This window comes from Streptomyces sp. NPDC048353, assembly GCF_055587165.1.
Window position 1 is genome coordinate 458675 of record NZ_JBVJGU010000005.1, and the last position, 25302, is coordinate 483976.

At 72.7% G+C, this 25302-nt stretch carries 22 protein-coding genes; 19 read left to right on the plus strand and 3 right to left on the minus strand.

Annotated features, from left to right (window positions below):
- Positions 1–95 precede the first annotated feature (95 nt).
- From ACZ6RC_RS20755 to ACZ6RC_RS20830, 16 genes are all read left to right on the plus strand, one after another.
- Positions 96–995 (plus strand): SRPBCC family protein, encoded by a 900-nt coding sequence (locus tag ACZ6RC_RS20755; protein ID WP_469585217.1) that lies wholly within the window; start codon positions 96–98, stop codon positions 993–995.
- Between the two features lie 21 nt (positions 996–1016).
- A complete protein-coding gene (locus ACZ6RC_RS20760; protein WP_469585220.1) occupies positions 1017–1808 on the plus strand; it encodes an aldose epimerase family protein in 792 nt (263 codons plus the stop codon).
- Between the two features lie 44 nt (positions 1809–1852).
- The gene (pyrE, locus tag ACZ6RC_RS20765; protein ID WP_469585223.1) at positions 1853–2392 is read left to right on the plus strand and encodes an orotate phosphoribosyltransferase; all 540 of its coding nucleotides are present in this window, start codon (positions 1853–1855) and stop codon (positions 2390–2392) included.
- A gap of 211 nt (positions 2393–2603) precedes the next feature.
- Positions 2604–3626, plus strand: coding sequence for a class II fructose-bisphosphate aldolase (gene fbaA, locus ACZ6RC_RS20770; protein ID WP_391140160.1), 1023 nt, complete (start codon positions 2604–2606; stop codon positions 3624–3626).
- Between the two features lie 107 nt (positions 3627–3733).
- Positions 3734–4894 carry a MalY/PatB family protein gene (locus ACZ6RC_RS20775; protein ID WP_469585757.1) on the plus strand — a complete coding sequence of 387 codons (1161 nt, stop codon included), beginning with the start codon at positions 3734–3736 and terminating at the stop codon, positions 4892–4894.
- A 162-nt stretch (positions 4895–5056) separates the two neighbouring features.
- Positions 5057–7030, plus strand: coding sequence for a YncE family protein (locus ACZ6RC_RS20780; protein ID WP_469585229.1), 1974 nt, complete (start codon positions 5057–5059; stop codon positions 7028–7030).
- 93 nt (positions 7031–7123) lie between these two features.
- The gene (locus ACZ6RC_RS20785; protein ID WP_469585232.1) at positions 7124–8602 is read left to right on the plus strand and encodes an MFS transporter; all 1479 of its coding nucleotides are present in this window, start codon (positions 7124–7126) and stop codon (positions 8600–8602) included.
- A 14-nt stretch (positions 8603–8616) separates the two neighbouring features.
- Complete coding sequence (locus ACZ6RC_RS20790; protein ID WP_391140163.1) at positions 8617–9030, plus strand: DUF3151 domain-containing protein; 414 nt, start codon at positions 8617–8619, stop codon at positions 9028–9030.
- A gap of 521 nt (positions 9031–9551) precedes the next feature.
- Complete coding sequence (locus ACZ6RC_RS20795) at positions 9552–10448, plus strand: DUF3152 domain-containing protein (protein WP_453618304.1); 897 nt, start codon at positions 9552–9554, stop codon at positions 10446–10448.
- A gap of 109 nt (positions 10449–10557) precedes the next feature.
- Positions 10558–11406 (plus strand): tryptophan 2,3-dioxygenase family protein, encoded by an 849-nt coding sequence (locus ACZ6RC_RS20800; protein WP_391140165.1) that lies wholly within the window; start codon positions 10558–10560, stop codon positions 11404–11406.
- Complete coding sequence (gene kynU / locus ACZ6RC_RS20805) at positions 11399–12658, plus strand: kynureninase (protein WP_469585239.1); 1260 nt, start codon at positions 11399–11401, stop codon at positions 12656–12658. Before ACZ6RC_RS20800 ends, kynU begins: the two co-directional genes overlap by 8 nt.
- A 103-nt stretch (positions 12659–12761) precedes the next feature.
- Complete coding sequence (locus tag ACZ6RC_RS20810) at positions 12762–13631, plus strand: alpha/beta hydrolase (protein ID WP_391140167.1); 870 nt, start codon at positions 12762–12764, stop codon at positions 13629–13631.
- 63 nt (positions 13632–13694) lie between these two features.
- On the plus strand, positions 13695–14630 hold the full coding sequence (locus ACZ6RC_RS20815; RefSeq protein ID WP_469585242.1) for an NmrA family NAD(P)-binding protein: 936 nt from the start codon (positions 13695–13697) through the stop codon (positions 14628–14630).
- Between the two features lie 110 nt (positions 14631–14740).
- Positions 14741–16087: a sensor histidine kinase gene (locus ACZ6RC_RS20820; RefSeq protein ID WP_469585245.1), complete on the plus strand. Its 1347-nt coding sequence runs from the start codon at positions 14741–14743 to the stop codon at positions 16085–16087.
- Entirely contained in the window at positions 16084–16743 is a 660-nt protein-coding gene (locus ACZ6RC_RS20825) for a response regulator (RefSeq protein ID WP_391140170.1), read from the plus strand. Before ACZ6RC_RS20820 ends, ACZ6RC_RS20825 begins: the two co-directional genes overlap by 4 nt.
- 32 nt (positions 16744–16775) lie before the next feature.
- Positions 16776–17963, plus strand: coding sequence for a cytochrome P450 (locus tag ACZ6RC_RS20830; RefSeq protein WP_391140171.1), 1188 nt, complete (start codon positions 16776–16778; stop codon positions 17961–17963).
- Positions 17964–18103: 140 nt separating this feature from the next.
- On the opposite strand, the gene ACZ6RC_RS20835 is transcribed toward ACZ6RC_RS20830, so the two are convergent.
- Positions 18104–18934, minus strand: a complete 831-nt coding sequence (locus ACZ6RC_RS20835; RefSeq protein ID WP_391140172.1) for a diacylglycerol kinase family protein — start codon at positions 18932–18934, stop codon at positions 18104–18106.
- 142 nt (positions 18935–19076) lie between these two features.
- Here ACZ6RC_RS20835 and ACZ6RC_RS20840 point away from each other — a divergent pair, with 142 nt between their 5' ends.
- From ACZ6RC_RS20840 to ACZ6RC_RS20850, 3 genes are all read left to right on the plus strand, one after another.
- Positions 19077–20360: an adenylosuccinate synthase gene (locus ACZ6RC_RS20840; RefSeq protein WP_391140173.1), complete on the plus strand. Its 1284-nt coding sequence runs from the start codon at positions 19077–19079 to the stop codon at positions 20358–20360.
- 214 nt (positions 20361–20574) lie between these two features.
- Positions 20575–21204, plus strand: a complete 630-nt coding sequence (locus ACZ6RC_RS20845) for a DUF6232 family protein (RefSeq protein WP_469585251.1) — start codon at positions 20575–20577, stop codon at positions 21202–21204.
- Positions 21201–21560, plus strand: coding sequence for a hypothetical protein (locus ACZ6RC_RS20850; protein ID WP_469585254.1), 360 nt, complete (start codon positions 21201–21203; stop codon positions 21558–21560). Before ACZ6RC_RS20845 ends, ACZ6RC_RS20850 begins: the two co-directional genes overlap by 4 nt.
- A gap of 87 nt (positions 21561–21647) precedes the next feature.
- On the opposite strand, the gene ACZ6RC_RS20855 is transcribed toward ACZ6RC_RS20850, so the two are convergent.
- Complete coding sequence (locus ACZ6RC_RS20855; protein WP_469585257.1) at positions 21648–23585, minus strand: serine/threonine-protein kinase; 1938 nt, start codon at positions 23583–23585, stop codon at positions 21648–21650.
- Positions 23586–23633: 48 nt separating this feature from the next.
- Complete coding sequence (locus tag ACZ6RC_RS20860; RefSeq protein WP_469585260.1) at positions 23634–25157, minus strand: PstS family phosphate ABC transporter substrate-binding protein; 1524 nt, start codon at positions 25155–25157, stop codon at positions 23634–23636.
- Positions 25158–25302 lie beyond the last annotated feature (145 nt).

The following is a 25302-nucleotide window of genomic DNA, read 5'->3' on the forward strand; positions in this document are numbered from 1 at the left end:
GCGGGACGGTCGAGGCGCGTCCGGGCGGGCGGGCGGCGTGCCGTGGCCGCCGAAACAGGCGACGGGGCGACCAGGGCTGAGTAGGCTCGGTGTCCATGGAGCATGAGGTGTTCGTTCCGGTTCCGGCCGAGGTCCTCCGCGAGACGCTGCGGGACCCGGCCCGGGTGGCGCGCTGCGTCCCCGGCTTCCAGCAGGACGCCGACGCGGAGGCGGGCCCCCTCGCGGGCCGCCTCAAAGTCCGCGCCGGCGGCCACACGATCACCTACCGGGGCGCGCTCCGGCTCGCCGAACGCGACGGGGTCCTCTCCGCCGAAGGCGAGGGCACGGAGGTGCGCGGGAAGGGCTCGGCGACGCTCTCCCTCACCCTCACGCTCACCCCGGTGACGGACGGCACGTCGCTCTCCTTCAGCGGGGCGCTGACCGCGGACGGCCGCCTCTCCGAGCTGTCCGACGAGTCCCACGCCTCGGCCGGCGCCCGGCTGCTCGACCGGCTCGCGGAGAACCTGGCCGCAGCCGCCGTCGCCCATCTCCGTGCCGACGCCGCACCCGACGAAGCGGACACGGACACCGACGCGGAGGGCCGGGAGGCCCGATCCGAGGCGGAGGGCCCCGAGGACCGGCACGACGGGGAGGACGACGCCGACACCGACAGCGACGGTGTCGACGACGGCGTCGAGGAACCGCACCGCCCGTCCCTCTACGACACCCCCGTCCCGCCGCCCTCCCTCGATCCCGTGCTGGGCGACGACTTCGAGGACGCCCCGGTCGAGTACCCCGCCGAGCCCCCTGCCGCCGAGGCCGCCCACGCCCGCCGGACCATGATCGGCCGCAGCGCCGAGGAGGTCGACCACGCCCCGCCGCGCGGCCGGTACGCCCCCGTCCCCGCCCCCGACGCCGGCTCCGCCGGCGCCACCCTGCGCTGGATCGCCCCCGCCGCCGCGCTCGCGATCGCCTCCGCGGTCGTCGTCGGCCGTGCCCTGCGCCGTCGCCGCTGATCCCGGCATAGGGTCGGGGGCGTGAGCAAGCAGACGCGACTGACGGCGGGCGACGCCGAGTTGACCATCGACCCCGACAACGGCTGCCGGATCGAAAGCCTGCGCATCGGCGGCACCGAGCTGCTGCGCCAAGGGGAGCGGTACGGGTGCTTCCCGATGGTGCCCTGGTGCGGCCGCACCGCGAACGGGCGCTTCCAGGACGGGGCGACCAGCCACCAGCTGCCCCTCAACGCGCCCCCGCACGCCATCCACGGCACCGGCCGCGACACGGCCTGGCGGACCGCCCGCGCCGGCGAGCGCGAGGCCGCCTTCGCGTACGACCTCGCCGAGCCCTGGCCGTACACCGGGCGGGTCACCCAGCTCTTCGAGCTGACCGAGGACAGTCTCACCCTCACCCTCGGCGTCGAGACGATCGGGAACTCCTTCCCGGCCCAGGCCGGCTGGCACCCCTGGTTCCTGCGGAACCTCGGCGACGGCGGCGAGGACGTCCGGGTCGACTTCACCCCCGACTGGCAGGAGGAGCGCGGTCCGGACCATCTCCCCACCGGCCGGCGCATCGGCCCCGCGCCCGGCCCGTGGGACGACTGCTTCGGCATGCCCGACGGCGTCGACGTCACCCTCACCTGGCCGGAGCGGCTGGAGCTGAAGGTGACCAGCCGCACCCCGTGGGTCGTCGTCTACGACGAGCAGAAGGAGGCGGTCTGTGTGGAGCCGCAGTCCGGCCCGCCCAACGGCCTCAACACCCACCCCCGGTACGTCACCCCCATCGATCCCCTGGAGATCTCGGCGACCTTCGCGTGGCGACGGCTCTGAGCGGGCGGCTTGAGGGCCTTTCGTGTGGCCCTAAGCTCGTGGGCATGACTGACGTACGTGCTGACCTGCTCCAGCAGATCAAGGACAAGGCCGTGGTGCACGGCAAGGTGACCCTCTCCTCGGGGCTGGAAGCCGACTACTACATCGACCTGCGCCGAATCACCCTGGACGGCGAGGCCGCGCCGATGGTCGGTCAGGTCATGCTCGATCTCACCGCCGATCTGGACTTCGACTGCGTGGGCGGGCTGACGCTGGGCGCCGACCCGGTGGCCACCTCGATGCTGCACGCCTCCGCCGCGCGGGGGCAGCGCCTGGACGCCTTCGTCGTGCGCAAGGCCCAGAAGGCCCACGGCATGCAGCGCCGCATCGAGGGCACGGACGTCAAGGGCCGGCGCTGCCTGGTCGTCGAGGACACCTCCACCACGGGCGGCTCGCCGCTGACCGCCGTCGAGGCGGTGCGCGAGGCGGGCGGCGAGGTCGTCGCCGTGGCCACGATCGTGGACCGGGGCGCCGCCGGGGCGATCGCCGAGGCGGGGCTGTCGTACCTCACCGGCTACCACCTGGGCGACCTCGGGCTCGGCTGACCGACGCGAAGTCGTGACTTATGCCCCCGGGCGCTCGATAAGCGCGTCTGACCTGGGGCTTTACGCAGGGGTGGAGTGTTTCACGTGAAACGCTCCACCCCTTCGTCATGGCCTTCGGACAAGAGTCTGGAAAGATGGGCCCCGACGATGACGTCGCCCCAGGTCAGGGTTCAAGTAACGCACCCACCCGCACATCACAAGGAGCGGACGAATGCCCATCGCAACCCCCGAGGTCTACAACGAGATGCTCGACCGGGCGAAGGCAGGCAAGTTCGCCTACCCGGCCATCAACGTGACCTCGTCCCAGACCTTGCACGCTGCGCTGCGCGGTTTCGCGGAGGCCGAGAGCGACGGCATCATCCAGATTTCGACCGGTGGCGCCGAGTTCCTGGGTGGCCAGCACAACAAGGACATGGTCACGGGCGCCGTCGCCCTGGCCGAGTTCGCGCACATCGTCGCCGCGAAGTACGACATCACGGTCGCGCTGCACACCGACCACTGCCCGAAGGACAAGCTGGACGGCTACGTCCGCCCGCTGCTCGACATCTCCGCCGAGCGCGTCAAGGCCGGCCGCAACCCGCTGTTCCAGTCCCACATGTGGGACGGCTCCGCCGAGACCCTCGCCGACAACCTGGCCATCGGCCAGGAGCTGCTGGCGAAGGCCGTCGCCGCCAAGATCATCCTTGAGGTCGAGATCACCCCGACCGGTGGCGAGGAGGACGGCGTCACCCACGAGATCAACGACGAGCTGTACACCACCGTCGACGACGCCATCCGTACCGCCGAGGCGCTCGGCCTCGGGGAGAAGGGCCGGTACCTCCTGGCCGCCTCCTTCGGCAACGTCCACGGCGTCTACAAGCCGGGCAACGTCGTGCTCCGTCCCGAACTGCTGAAGGACCTGCAGGCGGGCGTCGCCGAGAAGTTCGGCAAGGCATCCCCGTTCGACTTCGTCTTCCACGGCGGCTCCGGCTCCACCGCCGAGGAGATCGCCACCGCGCTGGAGAACGGCGTCGTGAAGATGAACCTGGACACCGACACCCAGTACGCCTTCACGCGTCCGGTCGCCGACCACGTGCTGAAGAACTACGACGGTGTGCTCAAGGTCGACGGCGAGGTGGGCAAGAAGTCCACCTACGACCCGCGGACCTGGGGCAAGCTCGCCGAGGCGGGCATGGCCACCCGCGTGGCCGAGGCGTGCGCGGCGCTGCGCTCGACCGGCACGAAGCTGAAGTAGGCACGGTTGTGCGACGGGCCCGGCACCACGACAGTGGAGCCGGGCCCGTCGCCGTACCGGGACAGGGCGCCGGATCCGTCGTCGTACCGGGAAATGAGGCGTGCGTGGTGTTCGACTTCGACCGGGTGACGGATCGGCGCGGTACGTGGTCCGTCCAGTGGGACGGCGTCGCGGACCGCTTCGGCGTCGGCGAGCTGCTGCCCTTCACCATCTCGGACATGGACTTCCCCTCCCCGCCGGCCGTCCTCGACGCCCTGCGCGCGCGGGTGGACCACGGCGTCTTCGGCTACACCGACTGGCGCCTCGGCGAGTTCCGGGAGGCCGTACGGGAGTGGTCCGTCTCCCGGTACGACACCCCGCTCGACATCTCCCGGCTGGTGTACGCGCCCTCGGTGCTCAGCCAGCTCTCCCAGCTGCTGCGGATGTGGACCGCCCCCGGCGACGGCATCGTCGTCCACAGCCCCACCTACGACGGCTTCCGCAAGGCCGTCACCGGGCTCGGGCGGGAGCTGCGGGGCGTACCGGTCGGCGACGAGGAGGCGCTGGAGGCGGAGCTGGCCCGCCCGGACAGCCGGATGCTGCTGCTCTGCTCGCCGCACAACCCGACCGGAAGGGTCTGGCGGGAGGACGAACTGGCCCGGTTCGCCGCCCTCGCCGAGCGCCACGGCACCGCCGTCGTCAGCGACGAGATCCACGCCGACCTGGTGGCCGAGGGCCGGCGCCATCTGCCCTGGAGCCGGTTCGCCGAGGCGGGACGCGGCCGCCGGTGGGCCGTGGTGACCTCGGCGACCAAGGCGTTCAACTTCCCCGCACTGACCGGTTCGTACGGGATCATCGGCGACCCGGAGGAGCGGGAGGCGTTCGTCCGGCGGATGGAGACGGGCGAGGGCCTCGCCTCACCGGCCGTGCTGTCGCTGACCGCGCACATCGCCGCCTACCGGCGGGGCGCGCCGTGGCTGGACGAGCTGCGGACGTATCTGGCCGGAACCATGCGGATGGTGGCCCGGAGGCTGGCCGAGGGTCTGCCGGAGGTGGAGTGGACGCCCCCGCAGGCCGGTTATCTGGCGTGGATCGACCTGCGGCCGCTCGGCATCGACGAGGACGCGCTCCAGCGCGAGCTGATCGGCACGGAGAAGGTCGCGGTGATGCCGGGCGGGGTCTACGGCACCCCGGGCTTCGTACGGCTCAACGTCGGCTGTCCCCGCGCCAAGGCGGAACGGGGCGTGGACGCCCTGGTGCGGGCGGCGGGACGGCTCCGGACCCGCTGACCTGGGCCCCGGCCCCGACCACGGCCGGCCCGGCGCCCTCTCCGGGACACCCTCCGCCCGGTGATCCGATACCGGGAGGCGGGCTGTCGGCACGGTGATCTACTCTTCGCTCACCGGCCCCTGACGTAACGGGGCCGGCGACCATTGGGGGGTCACATCATCGTGCGCAAGCGCACTCTTTCCGCCGCGACATCGCTCGCGGTTCTCTTCAGCTCCGCGGCGATCGTCGCGGGTACGGCGGGGACGGCCGGCGCCGACAGCGCCAAGGCCCTGCCGGTGTCGTCCATAGGCGACATGGTGGTGGACGGCGTCCACCAGAAGATCTTCATCAGCGATCCGACCAGCGGCAAGCTGGTCGTGACCGACTACGCCGGCACGGTCCTCACGACCGTCGCCGACCTGCCGGGCATCCGGAGTCTCGAACTCTCCGCCGACTCCTCCCGCGTCTACGCGGCCGTGGCCGGCAAGGACACGATCGTCTCCGTCGACACGCAGACCGCACAGGCCGTGTCGTACGCCGTGGGCGCCGACGTGCAGGGCGCCCTCGCCCAGGCCGGCGGCAAGCTCTGGTTCGCGTACGAAGGGGCCAAGGTCGGCTCGCTCGACCTGACCGGCGCCGAGCCGGTCGTCGTCCTCGACCAGGTCCAGGGCGACCTGTGGTTCGGCGGCGGCACGCTGCTCCTCGGCTCCGACCCGGCGGCGCCCAACGTCCTGGCCGTCGGGGACAAGGACTCGTCGCCGACGACCCTGGCCGTCTACGACGTGTCGAGCGGCGTCCCGGCCGTGAAGGCCAGCAAGAGCGTCAACGGCGGCCTCCAGGAGCTGGACGTCACACCGGACGGCAAGCAGGTCATCACGTCCAGCGGCGCGCCGTACCACCACCCGGCGTTCTCCACCTCGGACCTGTCCGAGGAGATCCAGTACGCCAGCAACACCTACCCGAACTCCGTGGCCATCGCGCCCGACGGAAGCATCGCGGGCGGCACGTCCTCCTGGTACGACCCGGACGTCCACGTCTTCAAGCCGGGCAAGGCCAAGCCGGTGCGGCAGTACGACTTCCCGAACACGGGCAACAGCAGCGGCGCCGACACCCTGGTGCCCGGCGCCCTCGCCTGGTCTCCGGACGCCGGCAAGCTGTTCGCGGTCTCCGAGAACACCTACGGCGCGCGGACCCTGCGGGTCTACGACGACTCGACGAAGGCCCTGCCGGTCGTCACGGTCAAGGCCCCGGCGACCGCGGCGCGCGCCAAGGCGCTCACCGTGACCGGCTCGGTCACCGCCGCGCTCGGAGTGCCCACCGGCTCGTCCGTCACCGTGAGCCGCTTCGACGTCGAGGCGCCGCAGGGCAAGGCCCTCGGCACCAAGCCGCTCGCCGCGAACGGGTCGTTCTCGTTCACCGACACCCCGACCGCCTCCGGAAACGTCACCTACAAGGTGACGTACGCCGGAAGCAAGGAGCTCGCCGCCGCCTCCGGCACGGCCCTCGTCAAGGTGGCGCACACCGCGACCGCGCTCAAGCTCGACCGCAACGGCCTGACCGTCAACTACGGCACCCACGTGACGTACACGGCCACCCTCGGCCCGACGTACAAGAACCGCACCGTGGAGATCTGGGCCGACCCGTGGGGCGTAGAGCCCAAGCGGCTCCTCAAGCGCGGCACGGTCAACGCCGCGGGCAAGCTGTCCGCCACGATGTGGATGAACCGCGACACCACCGTCACCGCGGTCTTCGCCGGTGACGCGCGCAACGCCTACGCCTCGGCCAAGGCCGGCGTCTACACCCGGGCGGGCGTCACCACCGCGCTCTCCCGCCACTACAAGTGGACCAAGCTCGGCAACGTCTGGCACCAGACCTACCGCCAGTCGGCCGACGCGCTGATCACGACGTGGCACAACGCCTACCAGGGCCGCCACACCCGTCTCGACCTGCAGTACTACTACGCCGGCGCCTGGCGCGACGGCGGCTCGGAGTACTTCCGGCTCGCCTCCGACGGCAAGTCGTACGTCACCCTCGACGGCGACGGAGCGGCCGGGATGAGCTTCCGCGTCCGATCCGCCTACATCGACGGCGCCGCCGGCGACAACGTGAACGCCACGGTCTACGGCCCGTGGAAGTACTTCAACTTCACGCGCTGAGCCGTCCGGCCGGGCACTGAACCGCCCGCCCGCCCTCGGGCCCCGTCCGCCGTCCGGCGGGCGGGGCCCTCGCGTTCGGGGCAGCATGCAGGCATGGAGGACATCAGGCTCGCCTCGGGAACCGGGCGATGGATCGTGCTCACCACCGTTCTCGGCTCCGGGATGGCGCTGCTCGACTCCACGGTCGTCAACGTCGCCCTGCCCCACATCGGAGCGGACTTCGGCGCGGACATGGCCGCCCTCCAGTGGACCGTCAACGCCTACATGCTGACCCTCGCCGCCCTCATCCTCCTCGGCGGAGCACTCGGCGACCGCTACGGACGGCGGAAAGTGTTCGTCATCGGGGTGGTGTGGTTCGCGATCGCCTCACTGATGTGCGGACTCGCACCCAACGCCGGCGTCCTGATCGGCGCCCGCGCGCTCCAAGGCATCGGCGGCGCCCTGCTCACCCCCGGGTCGCTCGCCCTGATCCAGGCCAGCTTCCACAAGGACGACCGGGCCCGCGCGGTCGGCCTGTGGTCCGGATTCGGCGGCGTCGGGGCAGCCATCGGCCCCTTCGTCGGCGGCTGGCTGGTCGACGGCCCCGGCTGGCGATGGGTCTTCCTCCTGAACGTGCCGCTCGCCGCACTCTGCGTACCGGTGGCGCTCCGGCACGTCCCCGAATCACGGGACGAAACCGCCCACGGCCGCTTCGACATGACCGGCGCCTTCCTCGGCGCCGCCGCGCTCGCCCTCGTCACCTACGCACTGATCGCCGAAGCGTGGTGGGCCGGAGCGCTCGGGATCGCGGTCGGAGCCGGATTCGTCACGGTGGAACGCCGGCGCGACGCCCCCATGGTGCCGCCCTCGATCTTCGCGTCCCGGCAGTTCACCGTCGTCAACCTCGTAACGCTGTGCGTCTACGCGGCATTCGGCGGCTTCTTCTTCCTCGCCGCCCTCCAACTCCAAGTGGTCTCCGGCTACAGCGCGCTCGGCGCCGGCACCGCACTCCTCCCCACCACGGTCCTCATGCTGCTGCTCTCCGCGAAATCGGGCGAACTCGGCGAACGCATCGGGCCACGCATCCCGCTCACCGTCGGCCCCCTGCTCTGCGCCGCCGGCATGCTGCTGATGCTGCGCGTCGGAGAGGACGCCTCCTACCTACGCGACGTCCTGCCCGCGCTCCTCGTCCTCGGCCTCGGCATGACCGCACTCGTCGCCCCACTGACCGCGACCGTCCTGGCCTCCGTCGACGTCTCCCGGGCAGGCCTCGCCAGCGGAATCAACAACGCCGCCGCCCGAGCGGCCGGCCTGCTCGCCGTGGCGGCACTGCCCGCACTGGCAGGCATGGGCCCGGAGGCCTACCTCTCGGCGACAGAGTTCGGAGAGACGTTCCGCCGGGCGATGCCCATGTGCGCGGGCATCCTCGTCGCCGGCGCCGTGCTCGCCTGGGCGACCGTCCGCACCCCCGAACCCACCGCCGCCTGCCACCCCGGCTGCCGGGTCCACTGCGGGGTCACGGCACCCCCGCTCGAACCCGGAGAACGCAAGAGGACCGGGACGGATCCGGCAGCCGGCGAAGGTCCCGGCTGAGGCAGACTGGGGCCATGGCACTCCACGAGAACCTGCTGGGCGGACCGCCGCCCACCCACCTGCCCGACGACCCCGAACCGCGCGAACTGCTCGCGAACGGCACGGCGCCGGCGGACGTCGCCGCGAAGTACCCCACCTCCTCGCTGGCCTGGGCTCAACTCGCCGACGAGGCCTACGACGGCGGCCGAGTCGTCGAGTCCTACGCCTACGCCCGCACCGGCTACCACCGAGGCCTCGACGCACTGCGCCGCAGCGGCTGGAAGGGCCACGGCCCCGTCCCCTGGGAACACGAGCCGAACCGCGGCTTCCTCCGGGCCCTGCACGCCCTCGCACGCGCGGCCGGCGACATCGGCGAGAAGGACGAGTACGAGCGCTGCTCGACATTCCTGCGCGACTCCTCCCAAACGGCCGCCGACACCCTGGGCTGAGGGCCCCCTTTTTTTGGGGCTCGGTTCGCCTCCGGGGCCTATGAGTCGGACTCACACGGCCGTACGTGCTCGCTCCCTCGTTCCTCGGGAGCTGCGCGCGCTCGGCCGTGTTCCCCCGACGGCCCCTTCGGCTCACTCGCCATAGGCACCCGGGGAGGCGGCGAGGGCGCTCGGCCGCGTTCCCCCGACGGCCCCTTCGGCTCACTCGCCATAGGCACCCGGGAGGGGGCGACGGCGCTCGGCCGCGTTCCCCCGACGGCCCCTTCGGCTCACTCGCCCATAGGCACCCGGGGAGGCGGCGACGGCGCTCGGCCGCGTGAGCCCGACTCCCGGGCCCCGGAGGCGAACCGAGCCCACAGCGGTCGGGCGGTCGAAACCGGCCATCCGCTCATGACCGCTCATGACCGTTCGAGGCGCGTTCGAAGCGGCGGTTACGATCCTGTGGACCGTAGGACCAAGCCGCCGGCGCAGAGGCCCCACCCTCTCCCCCCACTCCGGCACACGCAGGGGAGAAGTCTGTCTTGGGCACACGAGCCGCCGCACCCGCGGCAGGTCGGCGACGAACACGGGGCCGTCGACGAGGCCGGGGCCGGGCCGGGCGGCGGCCCGTCGGCCGGCTGATCCTGCTCGCCCTCGGGCTCGTCGTCCTCTCCCTCGGCGGCGGCGCCGCCCTCGCCCACTACGGCGGCGACCAGCCCACCGCCACCGCGGCCCCGCCGCAGGACCCGCCCAGCACGACCACCGCCCCCCGGCCCGCGCCGCCGACGGCGAAGACCACCCCCAAGCCCCCGCCCAAGCCCTCCCCGCCGCCCAAGCCCCAGCCGAAACCCACGCCCGGAAAGCCGAAGGTCCCCACCACCGGAGCCGGCACCTTCACCACCGCCCGGGCCTCCGGCGACGCCGTCGGCACCGGCGGAACACTGCGCCGCTACCGCGTCCAGGTCGAGGACGGCATCGACCTCTCCGCCCGCGAGGCCGCCGCCCAGATCCAGGAGATCCTCGCCCACCCGCGCGGCTGGGCCGCCCACGGCCGCGGCCGGTTCCAGCTGGTCACCGACGACGCCGACTTCGTCATCCGGATCGCCACCCCCGCCACCGCCGACAAGCTCTGCCTCGCGGGCGGCCTGAACACCCGCGGAGAGCTGAACTGCGAGACCACGACCGGTGTCGTGGTCAACCTCAAGCGCTGGCTGCTGGGCTCCCCGACCTTCGCCGGCCCGCCCGCCGACTACCGCCACCTCATCATCAACCACGAGGTCGGCCACGAAATCGGCCTCCGTACCCACATGGGCTGCCCCGGCCCCGGCAGACCCGCGCCCGTCATGATGCAGCAGATCAAGGGGCTCCACGGCTGCAAGTCGAACGCGTTTCCGTATGACGAAGACGGGAGCTACATCAGCGGTCCGATCGTGTCATGATGCGGAGGGGACGCGCGCGACGTCGCACGCGGACCCGAGGGGACCGGGGCTCCACTGCCACACGGAAGGAGCGGACCGCTACCCGGTAATACGTATCGAGGAGACAGAAATGTCCACCTTCCCCGATGCCTCTGGAGCCGGTTCGGTCGATGACCCGAACCTCGACTTCGCGGGCACCACGCCGTACGAGGACTATGTCCAGGCGGACGTCCTCACCCACCTCCAGCACCTCCGCTCCGACGACCCGGGCGAGATGGTCTTCCTGGTCACCACCCAGGTCATGGAGCTGTGGTTCACCGTCATCGTCCACGAGTGGGAGACCGCGGGCCGTGCGCTGCGCGAGGACCGCGTGCCCGTGGCGATGGACGCGCTCAAGCGCTCCGTGCGCGAGCTGGAGGCCCTGAACCACTCCTGGCGGCCGCTCGCCCAGCTCACCCCCGCCCAGTTCAACGCCTACCGCGGCGCCCTCGGCGAGGGCTCCGGCTTCCAGTCGGCGATGTACCGGCGGATGGAGTTCCTGCTCGGCGAGAAGTCCGCGTCCATGCTCGTGCCGCACCGCGGCGCGCCCCGTGTCCACGCGGAGCTGGAGAAGGCGCTCCAGGAGCCGAGCCTGTACGACGAGGTGCTCAGGCTGCTGGCCCGGCGCGGGCTGCCCGTGCCGGACGCCGTCCTCGGCCGCGACCTCTCGAAGAGGTACGAGTCGGTGCCCGAGATCGAGAAGGTCTGGGCCGGGATCTACGCCGAGCCCGACCAGAACGGCGAACTCGTCCGCCTCGGCGAGGCGTTGAGCGACGTCGCCGAGCTGGTCTGGCGCTGGCGCAACGACCATCTCGTGGCGACCCGGCGGGCCATGGGCTCCAAGACCGGCACCGGCGGCTCCGCGGGCGTGGCCTGGCTGGAGAAGCGGGCCCAGAAGAACGTGTTCCCCGAGCTGTGGACGGCGCGCAGCCATGTCTGAGACCGCACGGACGGCCCCCGCCGCCCCGGCGGCCCAGGCCTCCGTGGCCCTGGGCGAGGTGGCGCTGCGGCACGACGCCGAGGACGAACTGGGCAAGCTGCGCGAGAAGTTCGCCCTCGACGAGGTCATCTACCTCGACGGGAACTCGCTGGGCGCCCTGCCCGCCCACGTCCCCGCCCGGATGGCCGACGTCCTCACTCGCGAGTGGGGCGAGCTGCGCATCCGGTCCTGGGACGAGAGCGGCTGGTGGACCGCGCCCGAGCGGATCGGCGACCGGCTGGCGCCGCTCGTCGGCGCCGCCCCGGGTCAGGTCGTCGTCGGCGACTCGACGAGCGTGAACGTCTTCAAGGCCGTGGTCGGAGCCGTCCGGCTGGCCGGTGACGACCGGGACGAGCTCCTCGTCGACGCGACCACGTTCCCCACCGACGGGTACATCGCCGAGTCGGCGGCCCGGATGACCGGCCGCAGGCTCGTCGTCGTGGACCCCGCCGACATGGCGGACGCGGCGGGCCCGCGCACCAGCGCCGCGCTCGTCAACCACGTCGACTTCCGCACCGGTCGTCTTCAGGACCTGCCCGGCATCACGGCGGCGCTGCACGCGGCGGGCGCCCTCGCCGTCTGGGACCTGTGCCACAGCGCGGGTGCCCTGCCCGTCGGCCTGGACGCGCACGGAGTCGACCTGGCCGTCGGCTGTACGTACAAGTACCTCAACGGCGGGCCCGGTTCGCCCGCCTACCTGTACGTCGCCGAGCGCCACCAGGCCGCCTTCGACTCGCCGCTGCCCGGCTGGAACTCGCACGCCGACCCGTTCGGGATGACCCCCGGCTACCGGCCGGCCGACGGCGCGCGCCGCGGCCGGGTCGGCACGCCGGACATCCTCTCCATGCTGGCGCTCGAAGCGGCGCTGGACGTGTGGGAGGGGGTCTCCGTCGACGCCGTGCGGGCCAAGTCCCTCGCCCTGACGGACTTCTTCCTGGAGTGCGTGCGGGCCTACGTCCCGGCCGGCCGGGTCGAGTCGCTCACCCCCGCACCGCACGCCGAGCGCGGCAGCCAGGTCGCCCTGCGCTGCGCCGAGGCGCCCGCCGTCATGGCGGAGTGCATCCGGCGCGGGGTGGTCGGCGACCTGCGCCGACCGGACGTGCTGCGGTTCGGGTTCACCCCGCTGTACGTCGGGTTCGCCGACGTGGAGCGGGCGGCACGGGTCCTGGCCGAGGTCCTCGCGGACATCCCCGCGGACGTGCCCGCCGGCTGAGGGTCCGCGGTCCGATGAACGCCTGATCTGCGGGGGCCCCGGTCCTGGTACGGTCCCCGCAGGTCAGGCCGATTCGGCCCCGTCCCCGAGAGGTTGGAACAGCATGCCGGACCCCGCCGCGCGCGACGCCGCCGAAGAAGCATCGGCCTTCTCGCACCCGGCCGTCGCCCCCGACGCGTCCGCCGCCTACGGCGAACACCCCGACCAGGTCGTCGACTTCTACGCCCCCCGCGACGGCCGGCAGCGGGCGCCGCTCGTCGTCGCACTGCACGGCGGGGCGTGGCGGGCGGCGTACGACCGGCGGCACCTGACCCCCTTCGCGGACTTCCTGGCCCGCCGGGGCTTCGCCGTCGCCAACGTCGAGTACCGGCGCGGCAGTGACATCCCCCGACAGGGCGGTACGAGCCCGGTCGCCGGGCGCTGGCCGGAGACCTTCGACGACGTGGCCGCCGCCCTCGACGCCGTACCGCGGCTCGCCGCCGCACACCTGCCGCAGGCCGACGCGCGGCGGATCGTGCTCACCGGACACTCCGCGGGCGGCCATCTCGCCCTGTGGGCCGCCTCCCGGCACGTCGTCCCGGCGGACTCGCCCTGGCGGTTGCCGGCCGCGCCGCCGCTCCGCGGAGTGGTGGCACTGGCCCCGATCGCCCACTTCGACCGGGCGGTCGAACTCGGGGTCTGCGGTGACGCCGTCACCCAACTCATGGGCGGCGAAGGGGAATTCGACGTACGCGCACGGTACGCCGATCCCGCGCTGCTGCTGCCGACCGGGATCGCGACCACCGTCGTCCAGGGCCGGGATGACGTCGTCGTGCCGCAGGCGGTGGCCGAGGCGTACGTCGAGGCGGCGGCGAAGGCGGGGGAGACGGTCGGGTTCACCCTGCTCCAGGACGTCGGCCACTTCCCGCTGATCGACCCGGCCGCGGACGCGTGCGCGGTGGTGGCGGAGGAGATCGCCCAGCTGGCGTTCTGACGGCCGAGGGACGGAACGACCTTGCGGACAGAAGATGTCCGCAAGCCCTCCTACCGTCGGAGCATGACGAAGAGCCAGAGCAACAGCCTCCCCCACGGCCCGACGCACATCCCGCCGGCCCGCCCCGCCACGAGCCCGGCGGCCGACGGCGCCGCCGGCGACGGCCCCCGGACCGTCCTGGTCACCGGCGCCACCGGTACCGTCGGCCGCCATGTCGTCGCCGAACTCCTCGCCCGCGGCCACACCGTCCGCGCCCTGACCCGGGACGCGGCGAAGGCCCGGGCCGTGCTGCCCGCGGCCGTCGGGATCGTCGTCGGCGACCTGGCCGACCCCGACTCGCTCACCGACGCCCTGACGGACGTCACCGGCCTGCACCTCATCACCTTCGCGGGGGCGGCCTTCACCCCGCTGGAGACCGGCCCGCGCCTCCTGGAGCTGGCGAGGAAGGCGGGCGTACGCCGGGTGACCGTCCTGCACGGCGGGGAGGTCACGCCGATGGAGCGGGCGGTCACGGCGGCCGAGGACCTCGACTGGACGGTGGTGATGCCCGTCGAGTTCATGTCCAACGCCCTGGAGTGGGCGCCCGGCATCCGGACCGACGACGAGGTCCGCGAGCCCTTCGCCGACCGGCTCAGCGCCATGGTCCACGAGGCCGACATCGGCGCGGTCACGGCGGTGGCCCTGACCGAGGAGGGCCACGGCGGCCGGTCCTACGTCGTCACCGGACCCGAGGTCCTCACCCTCCACGACAAGGTCGCGGCGCTCGGCGCCGCCCGCGGGCGGGAGGCCCGCCTGGTCGAGCTGACCGAGGAGCAGGCCGTCTCCCGGTGGCGGCAGGAGGGCCTGCCGGATCAGGTGATCGACTTCCTGCGCGAGGTGTACGGCAACACCCCGGAGGCGGGCCGCACCGTCTCCGGCACCGTCGAGAAGGTCACCGGCCGCCCGGCCCGCACCTTCGCCGCCTGGGCGAAGGAGCACGCGGCCGCGTTCCGCGCCTAGGCCCTGTCCGGAGAGCAGCGCCGTCCGCCCGCAGGGCCAGGCGGGACTTTCCGGACACGCCCTAGTCCCCGGTAGTACTCAGGGGGGACGCGGAAGGATCCCCATTCCTGGTGACGACCGCGCCCCCCGGCCCGCCTACCGTGGACGGCGTGACCCAGACCCGTGAACAGAGCCGCAGCCCCGAGTTCCGCCTGGCCCAGGGCGCGCTCGGTGGGCTGCGCGAGGACCTCTTCCGCCACGCCTTCGCCTACCGCCCGCTCCTGCCGAGCCCGGCGGACGGGCGGCTCGGGCGGCGGCTCCCGGACCGGATGCGCGCCCGCTTGGCGTGGACCCCGCACGCGCTGGTCGCGGGCTGTGCCTTCGTCGTCTTCCTGATCGGCGCGGCGGTGGCCGAGGGCTCCGCCCCGCCGATCATGACGGTGTATGCCTTCGTGCCGGCGCTGATCGTGCTGATGACGCTCGTCCGCCCGGTCCTCGCCTTCTGGGCGTCGCTGCTGGTCACGCCGTTCATGGGCTTCGCCGACGGCTTCGGCGACGGCTGGCCCTGGACGGCGAACATGTTCGCCGCGCACGTCGCCGTCATGACGGTGGTCGCCGCCCGCACCCGGCCCCGCACCGCCGCCTGGATGTGGCTGATGACCTGCGGATACGCGGTCTTCGCCGAGTTCTTCATGCGGTCCGAGTACACCACCGACGCACCGCCGCTCCTCTTCGTCGCCGCGCTCTCCCTGCTGGTCGTCACCGTCGTCCAGGTCCGCCGCCAGGCCGAACAGGAGGTCACCGCGCAGCAGACCGTGACCGCCCACGAGCGCTCCCGCCGCACCCTCCTCGAAGAGCGCACGACCATCGCCCGCGAGCTGCACGACGTGGTCGCCCACCACATGTCGGTGGTCGCCATCCAGGCGGAGGCTGCCCCCTACCGGGTGGAGAACCCGCCGCCGGAGCTGGAGCAGGCCTTCGTCACGATCCGCGAGAACGCGGTGGCGGCCCTCACCGAGCTGCGGCGCGTCCTCGGGGTCGTACGGGCCGAGGACTACGAAGCCCCCGACGCCCCGCAGCCCACCCTCGCCGACCTGGAGGGGCTGGTCGCCAACGTCCGCGACGCCGGGCTCGACGTGCGCAAGACGGTGACCGGCGCGATACGCGAACTCCCCCAGGGGGTCGAGCTGTCCGCGTACCGGATCATCCAGGAGGCGCTGAGCAACGTCCTGCGGCACGCGCCGGGCGCCGAGGCGAAGGTCGAGGTCAGCTACGTCCTCGGCGGGCTCGGTCTGCGGATCGTCAACGGCCCCGCGCGCGGACCGGTGAACCCCTCGCCGGGAGCCGGCCACGGCATCACCGGCATGCGGGAGCGTGTGACCATGCTGAACGGGGAGATGACCGCCGAGCCGGCCGAGGACGGCGGCTACGAGGTCACGGCGTTCATCCCGGTGGCGCGCGAGGAGGCCGAACAGTGATCCGCGTACTGATCGTCGACGACCAGATGATGGTCCGCGAGGGCTTCTCCGTGCTGCTCGGCGCGATGCCGGACATCGAGGTCGTCGGCGAGGCCGTCAACGGCCGCGAGGCGGTCGCCCAGGTCGCGGCGCTCCACCCCGACGTGGTCCTCATGGACATCCGGATGCCGGAGATGAACGGCATCGACGCCACCCGCGAGATCGTGGCCGCCGACGCCGACGCGAAGGTGCTGGTCCTGACCACCTTCGACCTCGACGAGTACGTCTACCAGGCGCTGCGCGCCGGGGCCTCCGGCTTCCTGCTGAAGGACGCCTCCGCGCGGCAGCTGGCGGACGGGGTACGGGTGGTGGCGGCCGGCGAGGCGCTGCTGGCGCCGACCGTCACCAAGCGGCTGATCACCGAGTTCGCGAAGGCGGCCGAGACGCCCAGGCAGCCGGCGTTGTCGCAGGTGGGAGAGTTGACCGAGCGGGAGACGGAGGTCCTGGTGCTGATCGCGCAGGGGCTCTCCAACGCGGAGATCGCGGACCATCTGGTGGTCGCCGAGTCGACGATCAAGACGCATGTGAGCCGGATCCTGGTGAAGCTGGGCCTGCGCGACCGGACGCAGGCGGCGGTCTTCGCGTACGAGGCGAGACTGGTGCGGGTGGGCGGATAGCCGGGCGCGGACGCGGTGGGTAGCGTCCGGTCATGGACGTTGCCTTCGACCCGTGGTCGCCCGAGTTCGTCGCCGATCCCTACCCCGCCTACACCGAGCTGCGGGCCCGAGGCCGGGCCCACTGGTTCGAGCCGACCCGGCAGTGGCTGATCCCCCACTACGCGGACGTGTCGGCGCTGCTGCGGGACCGGCGCCTCGGCCGGACGTACACCCACCGCTTCACCCACGAGGAGTTCGGCCGCGAGGCGCCCCCGGCCGCGCACGAGCCGTTCCACACCCTCAACGACCAGGGACTTCTCGACCTGGAGGGGCAGGACCACACGCGGATCCGGCGGCTGGTCTCCAAGGCGTTCACCCCGAGGACGGTGGAGAACCTGGCGCCGATGGTGGGGCGGCTGGCCGCGGACCTGGTGGCGGGGCTCGTCTCCCGGGGCGGCGGGGACCTGCTCGCCGAGGTGGCGGAGCCGCTGCCGGTCGCGGTCATCGCCGAGATGCTGGGCATCCCGGAGGAGGACGAGGAACGGAACCGGCTCCGCCCCTGGTCGGCCGACATCTGCGGGATGTTCGAGCTGAACCCGTCCCCGGAGACCGCGGACCGGGCGGTACGGGCCTCGATCGAGTTCTCCGACTATCTGCGGGAGCTGATCCGGCGGCGCCGGAAGACTCCGGGGGAGGACCTGATCTCCGCGCTCATCGGGGTCGAGGACCTCACGGAACAGGAGATGATCTCCACCTGTGTGCTGCTCCTGAACGCCGGCCACGAGGCCACCGTGAACACCACGGTCAACGGCTGGTGGACGCTGCTGCGCGAGGACGTCCGTCCGGAACCCGGAAAGTTGTCCACAGCTGTGGAAGAACTTCTGCGGTACGACACCCCGCTCCAGATGTTCGAGCGCTGGGTCCTCGACGACATCGAGATCGGCGGCCGGGTCATCCCGCGCGGCTCGGAGGTCGCCCTCCTCTTCGGCTCGGCCAACCGCGACCCGGCCCGCTTCGGCCCGACGGCGGACGTCCTCGACCTCTCCCGCGCCGACAACCCGCACCTCACCTTCGGCGCCGGGATCCACTACTGCCTGGGCGCCCCGCTCGCCCGGCTCGAACTGTCGGCGGTCTTCGGCGAGCTGCTGCGCCGCGCCCCGGGCCTCCGGCTCGCGGCGGAACCCCGCTGGAAGCCCGGCTACGTGATCCGCGGCTTCGACGAGCTGCTCGTGGAGGTGTGAGCGGGCGGGCCGGTCAGTCGGCGGGCCGGGCAGTCGGCGGGCCGGGGAGGTGACGGGTCGGGCAGTGGGCGGGCCGGGAAGGCGCTGGACAGGCCCCGCACGGGCCCGCCCCGGCCCGCCCCGGCCCGGCTCGTCCCGAGTCAGCTCCGGGCGTTCTGCGGCTTCCGCGCCTCCTTCGGCAGCGTCAGCCCCCACGCCCCCGGCAGGACCGTCCAGGTCCGGCGTCGTACGGGTCCCGCCACCACCGAGTCGGCGCGGTAGCGGAAGTCCGGACCCGAGACCGTGAGCACCCGGGCGGTCGTGTGGAACGAGGGCGCCGACGGCAGGAGGAGCGTGACATCCGCCATACCGCCGAGGGAGCGGACCGTCACCCCCTCCACCGGCGCGCTCACATCGCTGAGCAGCACCCCGTCCGCCTCCACCCGGAGCCGGTGGGTGCGGACCACCGCCGGCGCGGGGGCCGGCCCGACCAGGGTGCGGACCAGCGAGCGGCAGGTGCCCCAGACGGTGGGCGGCACGACGCCCGCGGGACCACCCGCCGCCGCCGGGACGCACAGGTCGCCGAGGACCACCCCGTCGCTGTCGTCGACCAGCAGGTCCAGGCGCCGTACCGCCCCGTCCAGGACCGCGCGGGCGGCGGCCACCGCGCTCTGCGGCACGCCGAGGGCGTGCGTGACTTCGAGGGAACCCGGAGCGCCGATCGGAACGAACGACAGCTCCCCGTCGGCGAGCTCACGCTCCCGGTGCAGCAAGGTCACCGTGCGTAGCAGGGCGCGGTCGTCACCCACCACCACGGGGCGGCGCGATCCGCGCCGCGCCAGGGCCCGGGAGAATTCCTCCGGGCTGTCCGGAAGGCAGATCTTCGCCTCCGCTCCCGCACACAGCACATCTTTCGCGATCCGTACGGACTCGCCGTCATTCCGGCGGGCGACCGGGTCGATGACCACCAGCAGCTGGTCGTGAGCCGACACCTCGGTCCTTCCTCGGGTAGCATCTTTGTGCAAGAGCCCCTTGCGCTATTGCGCCAGGGGCTTCGTCTATTCCGGGGCACACCGGTGAGGCGGCGGACGCCCGCTGACCTTGACATGCCCCGCCCGGAAGGGGTGTACGCCTGTGCCCGCACTTGTGCTGCTCGGTGCTCAGTGGGGTGACGAGGGCAAGGGAAAGGCCACCGACCTCCTCGGTGGATCCGTTGACTATGTGGTGCGTTACCAGGGCGGCAACAATGCCGGCCACACCGTCGTCGTAGGCGACCAGAAGTACGCGCTGCATCTTCTCCCTTCCGGAATCCTCTCCCCGGGGTGCACCCCGGTGATCGGAAACGGTGTCGTCGTCGACCCGGCGGTCCTGCTCTCCGAGCTGAGCGGGCTGAACGAACGTGGCGTCGATACGTCCAAGCTCCTCATCAGTGGTAACGCGCATCTCATCACGCCGTACAACGTCACCCTCGACAAGGTGACGGAACGCTTCCTCGGGAAGCGCAAGATCGGCACCACCGGCCGGGGCATCGGCCCGACCTACGCCGACAAGATCAACCGCGTCGGCATCCGGGTCCAGGACCTCTACGACGAGTCGATCCTCGTCCAGAAGGTCGAGGCGGCGCTCGAGGGGAAGAACCAGCTCCTCGCCAAGCTCTACAACCGCCGCGCCATCGACGCCGCGCAGATCGTCGAGGAGATGCTCCAGTACGCGGAGCAGATCCGGCCGTACGTCGCCGACACCACCCTGATCCTGAACCAGGCGCTGGACGACGACAAGGTCGTGCTCTTCGAGGGCGGCCAGGGCACCCTCCTGGACGTCGACCACGGCACGTACCCCTTCGTCACCTCCTCGAACCCGACCGCGGGCGGCGCGTGCACCGGCGCCGGCGTGGGCCCGACGAAGATCAGCCGGGTCATCGGCATCCTCAAGGCGTACACCACCCGTGTCGGCGCCGGCCCGTTCCCGACGGAGCTGTTCGACGAGGACGGCGAGGCGCTGCGCCGCATCGGCGGCGAGCGCGGTGTCACCACCGGCCGTGACCGTCGCTGCGGCTGGTTCGACGCGGTCATCGCCCGGTACGCCACCCGCGTCAACGGCCTGACCGACTTCTTCCTCACCAAGCTCGACGTGCTGACGGGCTGGGAGCAGATCCCGGTCTGCGTCGCGTACGAGATCGACGGGAAGCGCGTCGAGGAGCTGCCGTACTCGCAGACCGACTTCCACCACGCGAAGCCGGTCTACGAAATGCTGCCGGGCTGGTCCGAGGACATCACCAAGGCCAAGACCTTCGCCGACCTGCCGAAGAACGCGCAGGCGTACGTGAAGGCCCTGGAGGAGATGTCGGGCGCCCCGATCTCCGCGATCGGCGTCGGCCCCGGCCGCACCGAGACGATCGAGATCAACTCGTTCCTGTAGCGGCACCCGCGGCCTCCCGCCGCACCCGCGCACACCGCGCGCCGAGGGCCCGCACCCCGTACCCGGGGGTGCGGGCCCTCGCCCGTCCGGACAGGCGCCCCCCGTGGTGCCCGGCGTCAACGAGCCCGCAGGTCAGCGGCCTTGAGGCGCGAATTCAACTTGTGATCGCGGGGGCGCCGGGGCCTTAATGGGGCTTCACCGACGAGGGGGAATCATGGATCACACGATCGGGGCGGCGACGCCCCCACAGCCGTCGTCGCCGCCTCCGCCGGCGCACGCGCCCGCCGCCGGACCGGAGCCGTGGACGAACGGCATCGACATCGTCATCAGCAATCGGCTGTTATGGGTGGGCGGGGCGGCCTATCCGCTCCAGAACATCGCCCGCGTCTACACCTTCACGCTGCACCCGCGCCGCAAGGAAGCCGTCGTGCGGTTCGTGAAGCGGGTGGCGCTCACGCTCGCGGTGGCGCTCGTCCTCACCCTTCTCGGCGGGCTGGCGACGATGGGCAGCCAGGAGACCGCCGAGTCCGTCCTCACCTGGGTCTGGCTCCTCGCCGCCGCGGCCCTGGTCTACTCCCTCGTGGAGATGGTCACCGTCCTGACCGCGCAGTCCCATTTCGTCCTGGCCGTCGAGACGTCCGGCCCGTCGACCGCGCTGGTCACCGCCAAGGACCCCGAGCACCTGCGCCGGCTCGTGCACTCCATCGCGCACGCCATCGAGAACCCGGAGACGGAGTTCCAGGTACGGGTGGAGACGCTGACGATCACCCCCAGCAACTACTACTTCGGCGACAACGTCAACATGTACGGCGGAACGGGCAACGTAGGGATGGCCGGCGCATGAGCGAGAGCAACTACTACTACGGCAACACCGTCAACATGCACGGCGGGACGAACAACACCGGCATGGTCAACCACCAGTCGGGGACGGTCGGCGCGCAGGCCTCCTCGCCCGCGCTCGAAGCCGCCGTACGGGAGTTGCTCCAGCTCCTCCAGGAGCTGCGGGCCGCCGTCCCGCCCGCGACCGCGCACTCCATCGACGAGACGCTCCCGGCCCTCGCCGCCCCCGCGGCGGACGCGCCACCGGAGGACCGGCGCCGCGCCCTCATGACCGTCGCGGGCATCGCCGCCACGGCCGGGGCGATCGGCCAGCCCGTCCTCGACTCCGTCCGGGCGGTCCTGGAACTCCTCGGCGCCTGACGACCGGCCGGGAGCGCCCGCCTCCGCACGGAGGCGGGTGCCTTTCCAGGGCCTCCCCCTGATCCGGCCCGGCCCACATGAACGGCGCTAGCCGCGGTAGTACTCGCCCGGCTCGCCGTCCAGCATCGGGAAGACCAGCAGGCGGTCCCGGCCCTTGAAGCGGTCCACGGTCAGATAGCCGGCGGTCCCGGCGTCCTCGCAGTCGCTGTCCGAGGCGTCGGCCACGGTGGTGCCGGGGCCGATGATCAGGGGCGTGCCGGAGCCGGCGAGGATCGAGGTGAAGGTGCAGCTGACCGAGTCGGGCCTCGGGTTGCCCTCGTCGTCGAGGCGGGGATAGACGTGGACGCGGCGGAAGACGGTGGCGCCGACGGGGCCCTGGGTGACGGTCACCTCGTCGCTGTAGCGGTCGCGGTTCTCGCCGTAGATCAGCGGGTCGTTCTCCATCTTCCACCGGCCCACGAGTCGCTCCGGCACGATGTCCGTGCCGGTGCGGGCCTTGCGGAAGGTGGCCTTCACCGTGCCGGACGACCACTCCACGACGTCGGGGGAGCGCAGCGTCAGGGTCTGGTGCGCGGCGGGGGTGCACCGCTGGTCGGGGACGCTCGTGGTGACGTCGGACTCGCCGAGGACGACCTTGTCCTCGTCGGCGGAGACGAGCCGCGAACGGCCCATGCACAGGCGCTCCTCGCCGACCTGGACGTAGACGGCGCTCTTGGAGCCCGCGGCCCCCTGGCCGATCTCGATCCGGGCGGTCTCGCGGGGGTGGTCGGCCGAACCGCGCTGGACCCCCTCCCAGGCGCCCAGGAACGCCGCCGGCACGATCCCCGCCGGGCGGGCCGACGCGTCACCGGACTGCCCGCCGGTGGGGTTCTTCCGCCCGTCCCCACCGGTGTCCCGGCCCGGCCAGACGACGTAGGTCACCGTCGCCGCCGCGGCGACGGCGAGGGCCGTGCCCGCGGCGATCAGGCGGCCGCGCCGCCGCCGCTCGGGCGCCCGCGGGGCGGGAGGAGGCGTCGGGTCGCCGGGCCCGGCCCCGGTCGTCCCGGACCCGGCCGTCCCCCGGCCGTCTCCCGAGGTGCGGTCGGCGGATGGGCCGGCTCCGGATGTGCTGCCCTCCGTGCCGCCGCCCGCGGTGACGGCCTCCACCTCCAGGACCCGGGCGGCGTGCCGCCCGAGGCGGGCGAGCACCTCCGCCGGCAGCCACGGGTCGACGACGTCGACCGTCTCCACCAGCTCGGCGGCCGAGGGCCGCTCGGCCGGGTCCTTGGCGAGGCAGGAGCGGACCAGGCCGGCCAGTTCGGCCGGGAGACCGGTCAGGTCGGGCTCGTCGTGGGCGATGCGGAACATCGTGGCGTGGACGCCGCTGTCCGCCGTACCGAACGGGGAGTGTCCCGTCGCCGCGTAGACGAGGACCGAGCCGAGGCAGAAGACGTCCGATGCCGGGGTCAGCTTCTCGCCCCTGACCTGCTCCGGTGACATGAAGCCGGGCGAGCCGACCACCGCGCCGGTGCTGGTCAGGCCGCCGTCGGTGACCGTCTCGACGGCGCGGGCGATGCCGAAGTCGATGATCTGCGGGCCGTCGACGGTGAGCAGGACGTTGGACGGCTTGAGGTCGCGGTGGACGAGGCCCGCGTCGTGGACGTGGGTGAGGCCCCGGGCGAGCCCGGCGGCGAGGGTGCGCACGGTCGCGGCCGGAAGCGGCCCGAACTCCTCGGCCACCACGGCCCGCAGCGACGGCCCGGGGACGTAGCCGACGGCCACCCACGGCGATTCGGCCGTCGTGTCCGAAGCCAGCACGGGCGTCGTCCCGGTCCCGCCGACCCGCTCCAGGGCGGCGACCTCACGGGCGAACCGGCGCCGGAACTCCTCCTGCGCGGCCAGCTCCGCGTGCACGACCTTCACCGCGACCGTGCGGCCGCCGGACGAGCGCGCCAGGAACACCCGCCCCATCCCGCCGACGCCCAGGCGGCCGAGCAGACGGAACGGGCCGATGCCGGCGGGGTCTTCCGGGTTCAATGGATCCACGTCGACAGAGGATGCCAGACGGCCCCCCACCGGTTCTCGCCCCGCCGCTCAGCCTTCCCCGCAGACCCGCAGGCCCTGAGGCGTCGCGCACGGCAGGTGGCCGTGGGCGCGGACGACGTCCTGGCCGCCGCCGCGGCTCAGATAGGCGAGGAAGCTCGAGGTCAGCGAGTCGGCGGCCGGCTGCCCCCAGGTGTACGCGTACTCGATCTCCCGGTACGGGTACGTCGACGCGCCGATCTCCTCCACGTCGGGGACGCGGCCGTCGATGGCGACCCGGTGCAGGCCCTTCCGGCCGTCGGAGGCGCGGAGTTCGGTGTATCCGATGGCGCCGGGAAGCCGGGCCACGGTCGCCAGCACCTGCTCGGTGCTGTCGAGTTCGCAGCGCAGGACCTTCGCCTCCGGGTCGTCCGAGGTCGCGCAGTCGCGCGAGGAGTTCGCGGGCTCGTTGCGGCCCAATACCCGGCGCTGGAAGACCTCGCGCGTACCGGAGTTGGCGTCCCTGCTGACCAGCAGGACCCGCCGGCTGGAGCCCCCGTCCAGCCGGCTCCAGTCGGTGATCTCGCCCCGGTAGAGGCGGCGGACGTCCTCGATCGACAGGTTGTCGACGGCCGTCCCGTCGTGGACGACGAGGGTGAAGAGGGAGACAGCGACCCTGTTCTCCCGCAGCCGCGGATAGCCGCCGGGCCCCCGCCCGTCGGAGAGCGCGACGACGGCGGGGGAGCGCTTGCCGCTCGCGGCCCCGGCCGCCGCCAGCTCCCGGATGCCCGCCGTCGAGCCGTGCGCGTCGACCAGGACGGTGGCGCCCTCGCAGTCCTTCTCGTACTCCTTCGCCACCTCCCGCACCACGGGGGCGAACGCCGTCGAGCCGGTGACCGTGAGCGTGCCCCGGGCGCAGCCGATCGGCGGCGGGGTCTCGTTGCGGACGATGATCGTGGCGAGGGTGACCACACAGGCCGCGAGGACGAGGGCGATGTTGCGGGCCGCCGGGCTGAACGTCGGCGTCCGGTCGTCGACGCTCCTGCTGTGGTTGCGGTGGATGTCGGTCTCCCGGAGCGTGCCGGTCAGCTCGATCTCGTCCAGGTCCACCCGTCCGGAGAGCAGGACCAGCAGCTTGAAGTACTGCTTGCGGCCGAGGGACACCTTGGGCATCAGGACCGCGTTGCCCTCCTTGCGCAGCCGCGGCTCCGCCTCCAGGTGGCGCCGGACCCGCTCGAAGGGCTGGGGGACGGTGGCGACGACGGCCTGCACGGTCTTGTCGTCGAAGGTGACCCGCAGCCCCTCGAAGCCGTCGGACCGCTCGTAGTCCGCGTGGTGGATGTCGCGCAGGCCGTCGTTCTCGATCCGGAGCAGGACGAGCGTGGAGCCGTCGGTGCCGCCGACCTCGCCGACCCGGACGGTCATGTCCCCCACGGTCTGGTCGCCGTCGCGCAGGGGCGTGTTGAGCTGGACGCGGTAGCCGAGCCGCCTGCCCCGCTGCATGAAGCGTTCGTAGGCCACGACACCCGCCGAGACGAGGACACCGATGAGGGCGGTGACCACGGCGACGACGTTCTCGGCGGTTATCCACTCCATGCCCGCGACGGTACGGACGCGTGTGCGAGGCCGGGGGCGGTGTCGCGGGACGCCATCAGGAGTTCTCCCTTCCTTCAGGTGGCGGCACTGATGTTGCTGGGGGCCGGGGGCGTGGGTGTAATGGCCACGAGGGGGCCCCGTCGGA